At 69.3% G+C, this 14,074-nt stretch carries 13 protein-coding genes, 1 tRNA gene and 3 pseudogenes; 8 read left to right on the forward strand and 9 right to left on the reverse strand.

What is annotated here, in order from left to right; translation table 11 throughout:
* Nucleotides 1-42 precede the first annotated feature (42 nt).
* Nucleotides 43-1,191, forward strand: a pseudogene (locus AB0I23_RS13755) (acyl-CoA dehydrogenase family protein).
* A gap of 51 nt (nt 1,192-1,242) precedes the next feature.
* Here AB0I23_RS13755 and AB0I23_RS13760 read toward each other — a convergent pair.
* From AB0I23_RS13760 to AB0I23_RS13775, 4 genes are all read right to left on the reverse strand, one after another.
* A complete protein-coding gene (locus AB0I23_RS13760; RefSeq protein WP_359109422.1) occupies nt 1,243-1,587 on the reverse strand; it encodes a rhodanese-like domain-containing protein in 345 nt (114 codons plus the stop codon).
* Nucleotides 1,588-1,633: 46 nt separating this feature from the next.
* The gene (locus AB0I23_RS13765) at nt 1,634-2,539 is read right to left on the reverse strand and encodes a hypothetical protein (protein WP_359109423.1); all 906 of its coding nucleotides are present in this window, start codon (nt 2,537-2,539) and stop codon (nt 1,634-1,636) included.
* 58 nt (nt 2,540-2,597) lie between these two features.
* Nucleotides 2,598-4,049, reverse strand: coding sequence for a DUF2252 domain-containing protein (locus AB0I23_RS13770; protein ID WP_359109424.1), 1,452 nt, complete (start codon nt 4,047-4,049; stop codon nt 2,598-2,600).
* 135 nt (nt 4,050-4,184) lie between these two features.
* Nucleotides 4,185-4,529 carry a hypothetical protein gene (locus tag AB0I23_RS13775; protein WP_359109425.1) on the reverse strand — a complete coding sequence of 115 codons (345 nt, stop codon included), beginning with the start codon at nt 4,527-4,529 and terminating at the stop codon, nt 4,185-4,187.
* On the opposite strand from AB0I23_RS13775, the pseudogene AB0I23_RS13780 reads away from it, so the two are divergent.
* Nucleotides 4,492-4,736, forward strand: a pseudogene (locus AB0I23_RS13780) (MarR family winged helix-turn-helix transcriptional regulator); the annotation flags it as partial. The gene AB0I23_RS13775 and the pseudogene AB0I23_RS13780 overlap by 38 nt on opposite strands.
* Nucleotides 4,737-4,787: 51 nt before the next feature.
* Here the strand turns inward: AB0I23_RS13780 and AB0I23_RS13785 are convergent.
* Nucleotides 4,788-5,135 (reverse strand): winged helix-turn-helix transcriptional regulator, encoded by a 348-nt coding sequence (locus tag AB0I23_RS13785; RefSeq protein WP_359109426.1) that lies wholly within the window; start codon nt 5,133-5,135, stop codon nt 4,788-4,790.
* Between the two features lie 132 nt (nt 5,136-5,267).
* On the opposite strand from AB0I23_RS13785, the gene AB0I23_RS13790 reads away from it, so the two are divergent.
* Nucleotides 5,268-5,879 (forward strand): FMN-dependent NADH-azoreductase, encoded by a 612-nt coding sequence (locus AB0I23_RS13790; RefSeq protein ID WP_359109427.1) that lies wholly within the window; start codon nt 5,268-5,270, stop codon nt 5,877-5,879.
* Nucleotides 5,880-6,076: 197 nt separating this feature from the next.
* Here the strand turns inward: AB0I23_RS13790 and AB0I23_RS13795 are convergent.
* The 4 genes and pseudogenes from AB0I23_RS13795 to AB0I23_RS13810 all read right to left on the reverse strand — a co-directional run.
* A pseudogene (locus tag AB0I23_RS13795) lies at nt 6,077-6,540 on the reverse strand (LuxR C-terminal-related transcriptional regulator); the annotation flags it as partial.
* A gap of 224 nt (nt 6,541-6,764) precedes the next feature.
* Nucleotides 6,765-7,346, reverse strand: coding sequence for a histidine kinase dimerization/phosphoacceptor domain-containing protein (locus tag AB0I23_RS13800; RefSeq protein WP_359109428.1), 582 nt, complete (start codon nt 7,344-7,346; stop codon nt 6,765-6,767).
* Entirely contained in the window at nt 7,343-7,573 is a 231-nt protein-coding gene (locus AB0I23_RS13805) for a hypothetical protein (protein ID WP_359109429.1), read from the reverse strand. Before AB0I23_RS13805 ends, AB0I23_RS13800 begins: the two co-directional genes overlap by 4 nt.
* Nucleotides 7,574-7,716: 143 nt before the next feature.
* Nucleotides 7,717-7,799: transfer RNA gene (locus AB0I23_RS13810), tRNA-Leu, on the reverse strand.
* Between the two features lie 317 nt (nt 7,800-8,116).
* On the opposite strand from AB0I23_RS13810, the gene AB0I23_RS13815 reads away from it, so the two are divergent.
* The 5 genes from AB0I23_RS13815 to AB0I23_RS13835 all read left to right on the forward strand — a co-directional run bounded on the left by AB0I23_RS13815 (nt 8,117) and on the right by AB0I23_RS13835 (nt 14,046).
* On the forward strand, nt 8,117-8,989 hold the full coding sequence (locus tag AB0I23_RS13815) for an FhaA domain-containing protein (protein ID WP_359109430.1): 873 nt from the start codon (nt 8,117-8,119) through the stop codon (nt 8,987-8,989).
* Nucleotides 8,990-8,999: 10 nt separating this feature from the next.
* Complete coding sequence (locus AB0I23_RS13820) at nt 9,000-9,515, forward strand: FHA domain-containing protein FhaB/FipA (protein WP_037702017.1); 516 nt, start codon at nt 9,000-9,002, stop codon at nt 9,513-9,515.
* A 129-nt stretch (nt 9,516-9,644) separates the two neighbouring features.
* A complete protein-coding gene (locus tag AB0I23_RS13825) occupies nt 9,645-11,162 on the forward strand; it encodes a Stp1/IreP family PP2C-type Ser/Thr phosphatase (RefSeq protein ID WP_359109431.1) in 1,518 nt (505 codons plus the stop codon).
* A 23-nt stretch (nt 11,163-11,185) separates the two neighbouring features.
* Complete coding sequence (locus tag AB0I23_RS13830; RefSeq protein WP_359109433.1) at nt 11,186-12,595, forward strand: FtsW/RodA/SpoVE family cell cycle protein; 1,410 nt, start codon at nt 11,186-11,188, stop codon at nt 12,593-12,595.
* A complete protein-coding gene (locus AB0I23_RS13835) occupies nt 12,592-14,046 on the forward strand; it encodes a penicillin-binding transpeptidase domain-containing protein (RefSeq protein WP_359109434.1) in 1,455 nt (484 codons plus the stop codon). The genes AB0I23_RS13830 and AB0I23_RS13835 overlap by 4 nt, the downstream gene beginning before the upstream one ends.
* The last annotated feature ends 28 nt before the right edge of the window (nt 14,047-14,074 follow it).

Raw genomic sequence — 14,074 nt, forward strand, 5'->3', positions numbered from 1 at the left:
AGGTCCGGCTGGGCGCACGGCGGTTCACGGGAGGTCAATGCAGTGGACTTCACCTTCACCGAGGAGCAACAGGCAGTCGTCGGGATGGCGAAGGCAATCTTCTCGGGAGTCGAGCCCGACGGAGTGCCCAGCCCCGCGCTCACTCCGGGAGCGGTGGCCGAGGACATCGACCAGGCCGTGTGGGCCGGGCCGGCAGCAGGCGACCTGCTGAGCCTGACGCTGGTGCCGGAACACGGCGGCGCCGGGCTCGACGCGGTCGCTCTCTGTCTGGTCCTGCGCGAATCGGCGAAGGTGCTCGCCCGAGTGCCGCTGCTGGAGACCTGCGTGGTCGCGATGACGATCCAGCGGCACGGTGATCCCTGCCTGGCCGCCGAACTGCTGCCCCGCGTCGGCCGGGGCGAACTGGTCCTCACCGTCGGAGCCAACGGCCGCACCGGCCACGATCCGGCCGAACTCGCCGTCACCGCCCGCAGGGACCTTGCGGGGAACGCCGGCCAGGACCATGACCGGCCCGGCAGCGAGGACGGCAAAAGCGCGGGCTGGGTGCTCGACGGAGTGCAGTCGGGGGTGCCGTGGGCCCAGTCCGCGGACTGGATCGCGGTGCCCGCCCAGACGGACGAGGGCCTGGCCGTGCTGGCGCTGGCCGCCGCACCGCCGAGGGCATCGCACTCGCCGAACAGGTCTCCACGAGCGGTGAGTTGTTCGCCGAGGTCCGGCTGGACACGGTACGGATCGAGGACAGCGCGCTGATCGGTACGCCGGGTGCCTGGGAGTGGCCGCGCACCCTGCTCACCACCGGGACCTGTGCGCTCGCGCTGGGTGTCGGCGAGGCCGTGCTCGCCATGACAAGTGAATACACCGGGAAGCGCGAGCAGTTCGGGTACCCCGTCGCGACGTTTCAGTCCGTCGCCGTCCAGGCCGCGGACCGGTACATCGATCTGCGGGCCATGGAAGTGACCCTCTGGCAGGCGGCCTGGCGGATTTCCACCGGTGCGGACGGAACGCTGCCCGTCGCGGGCGATGTCGCCGTGGCAATTCTGGGCGTCGGACGGAGTCCGCCGTGTCGTGCAGACCGCCCAGCATCTGCACCGCTTCCACGCCTGGGCGAAGCAGATCGAGCTGTCGCTCGGCCCGGCAGCGGTGCACGAGGAGGCACTGGGCGACCTGCTCGCCGCCCACCCCCTCAGCTGAGCCCCCGGCGCGCTCCGGCTCCTATCGGAGCGCCGGAGAATTTCGGCCCGATCAGAGAACGAAGGCCTGGTTGCCGTTGTCCGTGACCATCGGGCGCCCGGCACCGTCCCAGGCGAGCATGCCGCCGTCGATGTTCACGGCGTCGATGCCCTGCTGCACGAGGTACTGGGTGACCTGGGCGGACCGGCCGCCGACCCGGCACATCACATGCACGCGCCGGCCGTCCTCCGCCGCCTCGGTCAGCTCACCGAAGCGGCCGACGAAGTCACTCATCGGAATGTGCAGGGCACCTTCGACGTGCCCTGCCGCCCATTCGTCGTTCTCCCGGACGTCCAGCACAAGGCCGTCCGACGGCACCGCCGCGACGTCCACCGAGGGCAGCGGGGCGAAATTCATGGGTCATGCCTTCTCTCGTACGTACGCTCCGGACTTACCAGAAACGCTACTGCACCAGCTCTGCCAGCTCGGCCTCTCGCTGCGCGACCTCACCCAGCAACTGCTCGGCGATCTCGTCGAGCAGCCGGTCCGGGTCGTCGGGCGCCATCCGCAGCATGGCCCCGATCGCGCCCTCCTCCAGCTCCTGGGCGAGCACCGTCAGCAGTTCCTTGCGCTGGGTCAGCCAGTCCAGCCGGGCGTAGAGCTCCTCGCTCTCGCTGAGCTCCGCCTGCGGCGGAACCGGCCCCGCCGCCCACTCCTCCGCCAGCTCCTTCAGCAGGACCTCGTCCCCACGCCCGTAAGCGGCGTTGACGCGGATGATGAACTCGTCCCGGCGCGCCCGCTCCGTCTCGTCCTGGGCAAGATCCGGGTGGGCCTTGCGTGCCAGCTCGCGGTAGAGCTTGCGCGCCTCCTCGGTCGGCCGGACCCGCTTGGGCGGCCGCACCGGCTGCTCGGTCAGCATCGCCGCCGCCTCGGGGGACAACCCGTCGGAGTCGAGCCAGTCGTGGAACAGCTCGTCGATGCCCGGCATCGGCATCACGAGCGCCCGCGCCTCCCGAGCCCTGCGCAGATCCTCGGGGTCACCGGTCCTGGCCGCCCGGGCCTCCGCGATCTGCGCGTCGAGCTCGTCGAGGCGGGCGTACATGGGGCCGAGCTTCTGGTGGTGCAGCCGGGAGAAGTTCTCCACCTCGACCCGGAAGGTCTCCACCGCGATCTCGAACTCGATCAGCGCCTGCTCCGCCGCCCGCACAGCCTTCGCCAGCCGTGCCTCGGGGCGCGCCGCATCAGCGGCACCGCCCGTATCGGCGTCGCCCCGAGGGCCCTGCTGCTCGTGCTGTTCTTGCTGCCGGTCGTTGTCCTGCCGGTCATCGTCGTTCCGGGTGGTCGGCACCCCGGCGGCTTCGTGGGTCACCCGTCCAGCGTATGGCCCCGGCCCGCGCCACAAGGACGCACGGTCGGCGGAACGTGCCTCACACCCCGAGCTCGGCCGCTATTCGCCCCGAACCGACGGCCCGCACCAGCTCCGCGTGATCCGCCTCCGTACGGTCCGCGTATGTCACGGCGAAGCTCGCCACCGCCTCGTCCAGCTCATCGTTCTTGCCGCAGTAGCCCGCGATCAGCCGCGGGTCGGCACTGTGGGCATGGGCCCTCGCCAGCAGGGCGCCCGTCATCCGCCCGTAGTCGTCGACCTGGTCGGCCGACAGGTCCGCCGGGTCCACGCTGCCTTTGCGGTTCCTGAATTGCCGCACCTGGAACGGCCGCCCCTGCACGGTCGCCCAGCCCAGCAGAATGTCGCTGACCACCTGCATCCGCTTCTGCCCGAGCACCACTCGGTGGCCCTCGTGCGCCGCCTCGGGCACCTCGAAACCGACCGCGGGCAGATACGGCGCCAGCGCGGAGGGCCGTGCCTCCTTCACCTGCAGGACCAACGGCTCGCCGCGGTGATCGAGCAGCAGCACCACGTACGACCGGGTTCCGACGCTCCCCGTGCCGACCACCCGGAACGCCACATCATGGATCGCGTGACGGGCGAGCAGCGGCACCCGGTCCTCCGAGATCGTGCCCACGTAGTCGCCGAGCGCCGCCGCGACCGCCGCGGCCTCCGCATCCGGCACCCGCCGCAGCACCGGCGGTGCGTCGACGAAGCGGCGTCCGCCCCCCTCGGCCTCCTCCGTGGACTTGGCGGCGAAGCGGGCGCTGGTGTTCTTACGGGCCTTCTGCGAGACCCGTTCCAGCATGCCGACCAGGTCCCGCGCGTCCGTGTGCGAAACAAGTTCCTCGTCGGCGATGGCATTCCAGGCGTCGAGTGCGGGCAGTCCAGCCAGCAGCCGCATCGTCCGCCGGTACGCACCCACCGTGTCGTACGCACCCCGCCGACAGGTGTCCTCGTCCGCCCCGGCCTCACGCCCCGCGAGCACCAGCGAGGTGGCGAGCCGCTTGAGGTCCCACTCCCACGGGCCGAACACGGTCTCGTCGAAGTCGTTCAGATCGATGACCAGACTGCCCCGCGCATCGCCGTACAGCCCGAAATTGGCCGCATGCGCATCGCCGCAGAGCTGGGCGCCCATCCCGGTCACCGGTGTGCCCATCAGGTCATGGGCCATCAGCCCGGCCGAACCGCGCAGAAACGCGAACGGTGTGGCAGCCATCCGCCCCACCCGGATCGGCGCGAGGTCGGGCACTCGGCCCCGGTTCGACTCCTCGACCGCCTGCACGGCGTCGGGCCGGCCCGACGGAAGGACCAGGGCATCGTGCGAGGTCCTGGGCACCCGGTCGCGCAGCGCCTTGCCCGTCCCCCTCGGCGACTGCGGCGCGCTTCCCGCCGCAACAGCCGCGCGCCGGGCGAACCCGGGCACGACCGGTATGCGCGGCTCATCCGTCACAACCCGCTGCCCCGGTACTGCCACTTCGAACTCACCCATTGCGCGCAGCCTCCCCCGCCCTCGACCGACGTCCTGTTCAACATCAACTGCCGACGACGGTACCGCCGTCCGCCAACAGCCGTCTGCCCCTGTGGAAAACCTGAACGAACGCCTGTGGACAGCGCCTTGCCCTGGTCAGACGCCGACAGACTCCTCCAACTCCTCCTCCAGCTCTTCCTTCGCCTCGGCCTGGGCCCGACGCTCCGCCGCCCCCCTGTCCTCCGTGCCCGTCCGGTTCTCCGTCCCGGCCCGGTGCCGGGACGAGCCCGCCCCCTGGGCCTGCGCAGCAGCCTTCCGCCGCTTCCCCTCGGCCAGTCCGGCCGTTCCCATCGCGGCCAGCCCCACCACGAACCAGAGCACCAGCACGTGTCCGCCGAGTCCGTCTCCGTCGAAGTACCCATGGCTCCTCGGAGCATGGAACGCGCCCAGGTGGGCAAGCCCCATGCTCGACAAGTCGACGGTCAGCCGGCAGATCGCCACCCTGGAGAAGCTCGGCCTGGTCGAGCGCCACCCGGACCCCGCGGACCACCGGATCCAGGTGCCGCACCCCACCGAGGCAGGAACCCAGGCCCTGGCCTCGACGCAGGCCAGTCGCCACGCGGCCTACCAGCAGCGCCTCGCGGAGTGGAGCTCGGACGATCTCTGGCGCGGTTCGCCGAGTACTTGCTGCGCTACAACGCGTCGGGCGGGACGGGAACCCCGGGCACGGGCACACACCCCAGTAACCGCCGGGAGCCGTCAGCAGCCGCCCTCGTCAACCACAAGGTACGTCTGCGCCCAGAGCGCCAGCTCCTTCAGTGCGGGCTCCATCGCCGCGCCGGCCCGCGTCAGCCGGTACGAGACCCGCAGCGGCGGCCCCTCGTCGACCTCACGCACCACCAGTCCGGCCGCACCGAGTTCGGTCAGACGGTCCGAGAGCATGCGCTCGCTGATACCCGGAATCGCCCGTCGCAGATCCGCGAAGTGCACCGGCTGCTGCAGAAGCACGGAGACGATCGGGCCCGTCCACCGCTTCCCGAACAGCTCGAAGACCCGCGTGATGCTCACGTCGACCCGTCGACACGTCTGCTCGCTGTGGTCCGCCATGCACCCAGGGTACTGCGCCGCGGTGAGGGGCTTATGTTTAGTAAGCCCCTATGTTAATACTAGGTACATACGAAAAAGATGCCCCGCATCCCCGGCCGGGCACCGCCCTCTAGATATCCGTGGAGATCCCCCATGGCCACGCTTCTGCACATCGACTCCGCCGTCTTCCCACAGGGCTCCGCATCGCGCGAGGTCACCGCCGCCTTCGTCAAAACCTGGCTCGAGCAGCACCCGGACGGACAGGTCGTCTACCGCGACCTCGCCGCGAACCCGCTGCCCCACCTGGACGCCACAGCGGCAGCCGCCGGCGCCGAGGACCCGCTGCGCAGCGAGCTCGCCGCCGAGCTGGAAGCCGCGGACGCCGTCCTGATCGGCGCGCCGATGTACAACTTCAGCATCCCGTCGACCCTGAAGGCCTGGCTCGACCAGGTGATCATCGTCGGCCGCAACGCGGGTCCCGACAGCCCCGTGGCGGGCACCCCGATCACCGTCGTCGCCAGCCGCGGCGGCTCGTACGCCCCCGGCACTCCGCGCGAGGACTCCGAGTTCGTCCAGAACTACCTGGAGAAGCTGCTGACGAGCATGTTCGGCGCCGAGGTCGAATTCATCGTCCCAGAGCTGACGCTGGCCCACTCCCAGCCCGCGATGGCCGAGCTCATCCCGCTCGCCGAGGCCTCCCGCGCCAGGGCGTTCACCGAGGCCACGGAGAAGGCCAAGGCTCTCGCCGCGCGCCTCGCCGCCTGAGCCGCGGCACGACGGAAGACCAGCTGGGGCTCGCGGGAATCGGACACTTCCGCGGGCCCCGGCCCGTCGCCACGTTCGGACACACAAGCGCCCCGCCGCACAGAAACGCCCCTCCATACCGGAACGCCCCGAAGCGGACGTTTCACGTGAAACACATCCCAGCGTTCCAGAGCCTCCAGAACGCGCCCGCAGCACGCCTACAGCCCCGCATCCCTCGCCAGCAACGCAGCGTGCACCCGGTTCTCGCACCCCAGCTTCGCCAGGATCCGGCTCACATACGTCGTCACCGTTGCCTCGCTCATGTGCGCCAGCCGCCTGCCCGCGTCGGCGTTGGACAGCCCCTCGCCGAGCAGGGCCAGTACCTCGCGTTCCCGCCCGCTGAGTTCCGCCACCCGCCGCCGTGCCCCTTCGCCCCGCTTCGCCGCCCGCCCCATGGCCAGCTGATCGACCACATGCCGAGTGGCACCGGGCGAGAGATAGGCATCACCGGCCGCTGTCGCCCGAACCGCCTGGATCAGCTCGGCGGCGCGGTGTCCTTGAGCAGGAATCCTGCGCCCCCTTGCTCCAGCGTCCGCAGGACGTTCTCCCGCTCCCCGAACGTCGTGAGCACAATCACCCGCACCGCCGGTGCGGCCGTGCGCAGTTCCACCGGTGCTGTGAGCCGTGCACCCACCAACCCCGCGGCCATGGACTCGGCGCGCCGTACGGCAGCACGCCGGCCACCCGGATGCCGTCGCCCTCGGTTCTTCCGGTGTGCACGATGCCGCCGACCAGCCGGGCCCGCTCGTGCAGCCCGGGCATCCCCTGCCCGCCGCTGACCACCCCACCGCCGCCTGTGCGTGCCGCTGCGGACCACTGACGATCTCGACGGCAAAGGAATCCGGCTCATAGCGCAGCTCGACCGTGATCGCCGCGCCCGGGTCCCTCGACGCCGTCCCGAAGAATCCCGACCACTTCCCGCGGCTCATGCACGGCAATGACCAAGGCACCGCGCAGCACACCGACCACCTCGCGCCGCCGAACCGTCAGCTCCGGATCGACCTCCAGCACCCCCGTATGGACGGAGATCAGCGCCAGTTGGCGACCGAGGCTGTCGTGCATGTCCTGAGCGATCCGCTGGCGCTCCATGAGCCGCGCCCGCCCCACGATCATGGCCCGCTCCCGGATCAGCTGTGCATTGCGCTCCTGGAGGGCGTGCAACAGGGTCCGGCGCTGCGTCCAGTACCGGCTGGCGAGACCGGGCACGAGCGTCGTCGCCAAAAAGTAGAGGGTGGTGAACAACACCTGGGTCAGCGGCTGCAGCCCCGACCACGTCATCGCAACGGTCACACCCACGTAGAGGATGTACGAGGCGGTGAACGCCCCCAGCGCCCGTCCCGCTCCGGCGACCCGGCGCCCGGAACTCCACGCCACCACCATCAGCAGCAACGCGAATCCGCCGGAGAGCCCGGCCGGGGCGGACGTCAACACCAGCTGCTGACGGGCAGCCTGCGCCTGAGCAGCGACAGCACCACAACCATGGGCGGCACCATCCACAGCCGCAGCTCCCCGCCGCGCAGCAGCTCTTCCGTCCCCGCAGCCAGCAGCCCGAGCACCATGGCCGGCACGGCCTCCCCGGCCGTCCTGCGCCGGGACCACAGCTCCGGCGCCGCACACCACTGCCACCCGGCCCGGAGTTTCGATATCGCGTACACGCCCCGCACCCTGGGCAGCCCCTCGCACACGCGACGCCTTTCTTTCGTTGCGCCCGCGCACGACGAAAGCCGCGCCGCCGCCGACCACCTCGTCCGGGAACGAAGAAGCCCCACAGACCGTTGTCTGTGGGGCTTCTCTCTTGTGCGCGAGGGGGGATTTGAACCCCCACGTCCCGAAGGACACTGGCACCTGAAGCCAGCGCGTCTGCCGTTCCGCCACTCGCGCATGAGTGGTGTTTTCAGACTCTCTCACCTGTTGGTGCGAGCGCCTGGCGACATCCGGAAGATTAGCACGCTGGACAGGGTGGATTCACATCCGTTGTTTTGCCGAGCGGATGACGGGAAGCGGGAACGCGGACGGGTCACCCCCACTCCTCCTCAGCACACCGCAGGTGCGGGACACTGTGAGGAGCGGTCACCTCTACGATCCGTGTGAGGGGTGACACTCATCCACTGGGCAGACAAGGGGAACCAGCCGATTTCCCGACGCGTGGATACGATCAGTAAGCAGTACAGGGACGAGAACACCGGAGGAGGTGCCCCATGGGAGTCATGAAGCGTTTCGAGCAGCGTCTCGAAGGTCTGGTCAACGGCACCTTCGCCAAAGTGTTCAAGTCCGAGGTCCAACCGGTCGAGATCGCGGGTGCCCTCCAGCGCGAGTGCGACAACAACGCGACAATCTGGAACCGCGAGCGGACCGTCGTCCCCAACGACTTCATCGTCGAGCTCAGCGCCCCGGACTACGAGCGTCTGAGCCCGTACTCCGGCCAGCTCGGTGACGAGCTCTCCGGTCTGGTCAGGGACTACGCCAAGCAGCAGCGCTACACCTTCATGGGACCGATCAAGGTTCATCTGGAGAAGGCGGAGGACCTCGACACCGGGCTCTACCGCGTGCGCAGCCGCACCCTCGCTTCGAGCTCATCGCAGCAGGGCCAGCAGGCTCCCCAGGACCACCCTGGACAGCCCGGCCCCGGCCACGGGCGCTCCGCCGCCCCGCAGCCCACCGGCGGCTACGGCTATCCGCCCAGCTCTGTCCCGCCCATGCCCGCGGCCCCGCCGCCGGGCAGCGGCCGTCCCGGAGCACCCACTACCGACCGGCGCCCGCCGGCCGCGCCCGGCCCCATGCCGAGCGCGCAGGTACGGCGCTGGATCGAGATCAACGGCACCCGCCATCAGATCTCCCGCCCGACGCTGGTGCTGGGACGCAGCACCGACGCCGACGTGCGGATCGACGACCCCGGCGTATCGCGTCGGCACTGTGAGATCCGGACCGGAACGCCCTCGACGATCCAGGATCTCGGGTCTACCAACGGCATCGTGGTGGACGGGCAGCACACCACCCGCGCTACGCTCCGCGACGGCTCGCGGATCGTCGTGGGCAGCACCACCATCGTTTACCGGCAAGCCGAAGGGTGAAGCGGGGGCAATGTCAGAGCTGACCCTGACGGTCATGCGGCTAGGTTTCCTGGCTGTTCTGTGGCTGTTCGTCATCGTGGCCGTTCAGGTCATCCGCAGCGACCTGTTCGGAACGCGCGTCACGCAGCGCGGCTCACGCCGCAACGCGGGCGACACGCGACCGCAACAGGCACGCCAGACCGCCGCGGCACCGCCGCAGCAACGCCAGCAGCCCGGCCGCCAGCGCCGTGGGGCACCCACAAAGCTGGTCGTCTCCGAGGGCACCCTCACCGGCACCACGGTGGCGCTCCAGGGACAGACCATCACGCTGGGCCGGGCGCACGATTCAACGATCGTGCTGGACGACGACTACGCGTCCAGCAGGCATGCCAGGATCTACCCCGACCGTGACGGCCAGTGGATCGTCGAGGATCTCGGGTCCACCAATGGCACGTATCTCGACCGGACCCGCCTCACCACCCCGACGCCTGTTCCGCTGGGCGCGCCGATCCGGATCGGCAAGACCGTCATCGAGCTGCGGAAGTAGTACGACAATGAGCGAGCGGAGCGAGCGGGCCGCAGCGGTCCGGGCAACGGGCCCGGACCTGCTCCCGACCGGAGGGTGGGCAGTGTGGCGCGAGACCGGCTGTACCCCGAGCCGACGGGCGAGGTGCGCATGAGTCTGTCCCTGCGCTTCGCCGCCGGATCGCACAAGGGCATGATCCGGGAGGGCAACGAGGACTCCGGCTACGCCGGTCCGCGCCTTCTTGCCATCGCCGACGGCATGGGCGGCCAGGCGGCCGGTGAGGTCGCCAGCTCCGAGGTGATCTCCACGCTCGTCCAGCTCGACGACGACGTGCCCGGCTCGGACATCCTCACCTCGCTCGGTACGGCGGTCCAGCGGGCCAACGACCAACTGCGCATGATGGTCGAGGAGGACCCCCAGCTGGAGGGCATGGGCACCACGCTCACCGCTCTGCTCTGGACCGGTCAGCGCCTCGGCCTGGTCCACGTCGGCGACTCCCGCGCGTACCTGCTGCGTGACGGCGTGCTGACCCAGATCACGCAGGACCACACCTGGGTACAGCGGCTGGTCGACGAGGGCCGCATCACCGAGGAGGAAGCCACCACCCACCCGCAGCGCTCCCTGCTGATGCGCGCGCTGGGCAGCGGCGACCACGTCGAACCCGACCTCTCCATCCGTGAGGTACGGGCCGGCGACCGCTATCTGATCTGCTCCGACGGGCTCTCCGGCGTCGTCTCGCACCAGACGATGGAGGAGACCCTCGCCAGCTACCAGGGCCCGCAGGAGACGATTCAGGAGCTCATCCAGCTCGCTCTGCGCGGCGGCGGCCCGGACAACATCACCTGCATCGTCGCCGACGTCCTCGACGTGGACAGCAACGACACCCTGGCCGGGCACCTCAACGACACCCCGGTCATCGTCGGCGCGGTCGCCGAGAACCAGTCCGCCCAGCTGCACGACGGCGACGCCATGACCACCCCGGCCGGCCGGGCGGCCGGTCTCGGCCGCCCCGTCCCGCCGCCCGCTGGCGGCTTCGGCCCGCCGGGAAGTGGTGACGGCCTCGGCTACGGCGGGATGCCGGACGGCTCCTTCGACGCGTACACCGACGACGACTTCGTCAAGCCCGGCGGGGGCCGTAAATGGCTGAAGCGGTCGTTCTACATCGTGCTCGCGCTGGCCGTCATCGGCGGTGGTGTGTACGGCGGTTACCGCTGGACCCAGAACCAGTTCTTCGTAGGCGCGAAGAACGAACACGTCGCGCTGTACCGCGGCATCAGCCAGGACCTCGCATGGGTCTCGCTCTCGAAGGTCGAGAAGGACCACCCCGAGATCGAACTCAAGTACCTCCCGTCCTACCAGCGCAAGCAGGTCGAGGCGACCATCGCGGAGGGCAACCTGGCCGACGCCCGCGAGAAGATCAGCGAGCTCTCGACCCAGGCGTCCGCCTGCAGGAAGGACGCGCAGCGCCGCGCGGCCGAGGCGGCAAGCAAGCCCCGCACCGGCGAGGGTGAAGCCGGCGGCACGGGCTCGGACCTCTCGAAGACGTCCACCGAGTCCGGCTCCACGTCCACCGCCACCAAGACCAAGCCGACCACAGCGACTCCCACTCCCGGCCCCAGCCTCTCGGAGGAAGAGACGAAGCTGGTCCCGCAGTGCGGTAAGCAGTAAAGCCGTAGGGGGCCTTCAGCACCATGAGCGTTGTCACCAATACGACCACGATCGGCGCGATCGACGCACCGAGCCGTCGCAACACCGAGCTGGGCCTGATGGCTTTCGCCATCGGCATCTCGGTGTTCGCGTACGCCAATGTGGGCCTTGCCATGGACGGCACGCTGCCCTCCGGCATGCTGGGATACGGGTTCGGCCTGATCCTGCTCGGCGGCGTCGCCCACCTCGTGGTGCGCAAGTTCGCTCCGTACGCGGATCCGTTGCTACTACCACTGGCGACCCTGCTCAACGGGCTGGGGCTGGTGCTGATCTGGCGGCTGGACCAGTCGCCGAGGCTGATCGCGACAGCCAAGTATCAGTACGGCGTCTTCACTCCCTCCGCCCCCAGACAGCTGCTGTACTCGGCGGTCGGCGTGGCTCTGTTCGTCGCCGTACTGTTCCTGCTCAAGGACCACCGCATCCTGCAGCGCTACACCTACATCTCCATGGTGGGGGCGCTGGTCCTGCTGATCCTGCCGATGTTCTTCCCGAGCAAATTCGGTGCCAAGATCTGGATCACGATCGCCGGTTTCTCCATCCAGCCCGGCGAGTTCGCGAAGATCATCATCGCGATCTTCTTCGCCGGCTATCTGATGGTCAAACGCGATGCGCTGGCCCTCGCCAGCCGCCGCTTCATGGGCCTCTACCTGCCCCGTGGCCGTGACCTCGGACCGATCCTCGTCATCTGGGCGATGTCGATCCTGATCCTGGTCTTCGAGACCGACCTCGGTACGTCGCTGCTGTTCTTCGGCCTCTTCGTGATCATGCTGTACGTCGCGACGGAGCGGACCAGCTGGATCGTCTTCGGTCTGCTGATGTCGGCGGTCGGCGCAGTCGGCGTCGCCACGTTCGAGCCGCATGTCCAGCAGCGGGTCGACGCCTGGCTCGACCCCTTCGGGGAAAAGACCATGGCCCATTCCGACCAGATCGCCCAGGCCCTGATGTCCTTCGGCTCCGGCGGCACCCTCGGCACCGGCCTCGGTCAGGGCCACTCCGACCTGATCGGCTTCGCGGCCAACGCCGACTTCATCCTCTCCACGGTCGGCGAGGAGCTCGGTCTCGCCGGAATGATGGCCGTCCTGCTGATCTACGGTCTGATCGTCGAGCGCGGTGTCCGCACCGCACTCGCCGCCCGCGACCCGTTCGGCAAGCTCCTCGCGATCGGTCTCTCCGGCGCCTTCGCGATCCAGGTCTTCGTCGTCGCCGGCGGTGTCATGGGACTCATCCCGCTGACCGGTATGACCATGCCGTTCCTCGCGGCCGGTGGTTCGTCCGTCATCGCCAACTGGGCCCTGATCGGCGTCCTGATCCGGATCAGCGACACCGCCCGTCGCCCCGCGCCGGCCCCCGCACCGTCCTCCGACGCCGAGATGACCCAGGTGGTCCGACCGTGAACAAGCCCCTGCGCCGGATCGCGATCTTCTGCGGTGTCCTCATCCTCGCCCTGCTCGTGCGGACCAACTACCTCCAGTACGTCCGCGCCGACGAGCTGAACACCCGCGACGAGAACCGCCGCGTCCGCATCGAGCGGTACGCGCACGAGCGCGGCAACATCATCGTCGACGGCAACCCCGTGACCAGCTCGGTCAAGACCAAGAACAGCGACTTCACGTACAAGCGGGCCTGGAAGAACGGCCCCATGTGGGCACCCGTCACCGGCTACTCCTCGCAGGCCTTCGACGCCTCACAGCTCGAAAAGCTCGAGGACGGCATCCTCACCGGCAACGACGACCAGCTCTTTTTCGACCGCACCCTGTCGATGTTCACGGGCGAGAAGAAGCAGGGCGGCAACGTCGTCACCACCCTCAACGCTGCCGCCCAGAAGGCCGCCTTCCAGGGGCTGGGCGACAAGAAGGGCGCCGTCGCCGCGCTCGACCCGCAGACCGGCGCCATTCTGGCCCTCGCCAGCACCCCCTCGTACGACCCCTCGACCTTCGCGGGCAACTCCGACGCGGACACCAAGGCCTGGAACAACCTCCTGAAGGACAAGGACAAGCCGATGCTCAACCGGGCATTGCGCGAGACCTACCCGCCCGGCTCGACGTTCAAGGTCGTCACGGCCGCCGCGGCCCTGGAGAACGGCCTCTACACCGACATCGACGGCAAGACGGACTCCCCGCTGCCGTACAAGCTCCCGCAGGTGAGCACCGTCCTGCAGAACGAGGGCAACATCCCGTGCGAGAACGCCTCGCTCCGGGAAGCGCTGCGGATGTCCTGCAACACCGTCTTCGGCAAGATCAGCGACGACCTGGGCAACCAGAAGATGATGGACGAGGCCGCCAAGTTCGGCTTCAACAAGGAGATCTTCACCCCGGTCCGCGCCGACGCGAGCATCTACCCGAAGGACAACCGGCCGCAGAACGCCATGGCGGGCATCGGCCAGGCCTCCAACCGCGCCACCCCGCTCCAGATGGCCATGGTCGCCGCCGCGGTCGCCAACGACGGCAAGCTCATGCAGCCGTACATGGTCGCCAAGCGACTGGCGCCCAACCTCGACCCGATCTACACCCACGAGAAGGAGGAGCTCAGCCGGCCTCTCTCGGGTGAGAACGCGCAGAAGCTCCAGCAGATGATGGAGACCGTCGTCAAGAGCGGCACGGGAACCAGGGCCCTCATCAACGGCGTCACTGTCGGCGGCAAGACCGGTACCGCCCAGCACGGTCTGAACAACAGCGAGAAGCCGTACGCCTGGTTCATCTCGTACGCGAAGACCAGCAGCGGCTCGCCTGTCGCCGTGGCGGTCGTGGTCGAGGACAGCAGCGCCAACCGGGACGACGTCTCCGGCGGCGGTCTCGCCGCTCCGATCGCCAAGGCCGTGATGGAGGCGGTCATCAACAAGAGGTGACACCCATCACATCGGGTGCCATGCCTGC

The organism is Streptomyces atratus, from assembly GCF_040655115.1.
Lineage (GTDB): Bacteria > Actinomycetota > Actinomycetes > Streptomycetales > Streptomycetaceae > Streptomyces > Streptomyces atratus_D.

What these genes read in the sequence shown, in the direction of transcription:
- AB0I23_RS13760 (WP_359109422.1), bottom strand. Translation starts at nt 1,587, where the DNA reads ATGAATTTCGCCCCGCTGCCCTCGGTGGACGTCGCGGCGGTGCCGTCG.
- AB0I23_RS13815 (WP_359109430.1), top strand. Translation starts at nt 8,117, where the DNA reads ATGGGAGTCATGAAGCGTTTCGAGCAGCGTCTCGAAGGTCTGGTCAAC.
- AB0I23_RS13785 (WP_359109426.1), bottom strand. Translation starts at nt 5,135, where the DNA reads ATGGCGGACCACAGCGAGCAGACGTGTCGACGGGTCGACGTGAGCATC.
- AB0I23_RS13825 (WP_359109431.1), top strand. Translation starts at nt 9,645, where the DNA reads ATGAGTCTGTCCCTGCGCTTCGCCGCCGGATCGCACAAGGGCATGATC.
- AB0I23_RS13830 (WP_359109433.1), top strand. Translation starts at nt 11,186, where the DNA reads ATGAGCGTTGTCACCAATACGACCACGATCGGCGCGATCGACGCACCG.
- AB0I23_RS13770 (WP_359109424.1), bottom strand. Translation starts at nt 4,049, where the DNA reads ATGGGTGAGTTCGAAGTGGCAGTACCGGGGCAGCGGGTTGTGACGGAT.
- AB0I23_RS13820 (WP_037702017.1), top strand. Translation starts at nt 9,000, where the DNA reads ATGTCAGAGCTGACCCTGACGGTCATGCGGCTAGGTTTCCTGGCTGTT.
- AB0I23_RS13790 (WP_359109427.1), top strand. Translation starts at nt 5,268, where the DNA reads ATGGCCACGCTTCTGCACATCGACTCCGCCGTCTTCCCACAGGGCTCC.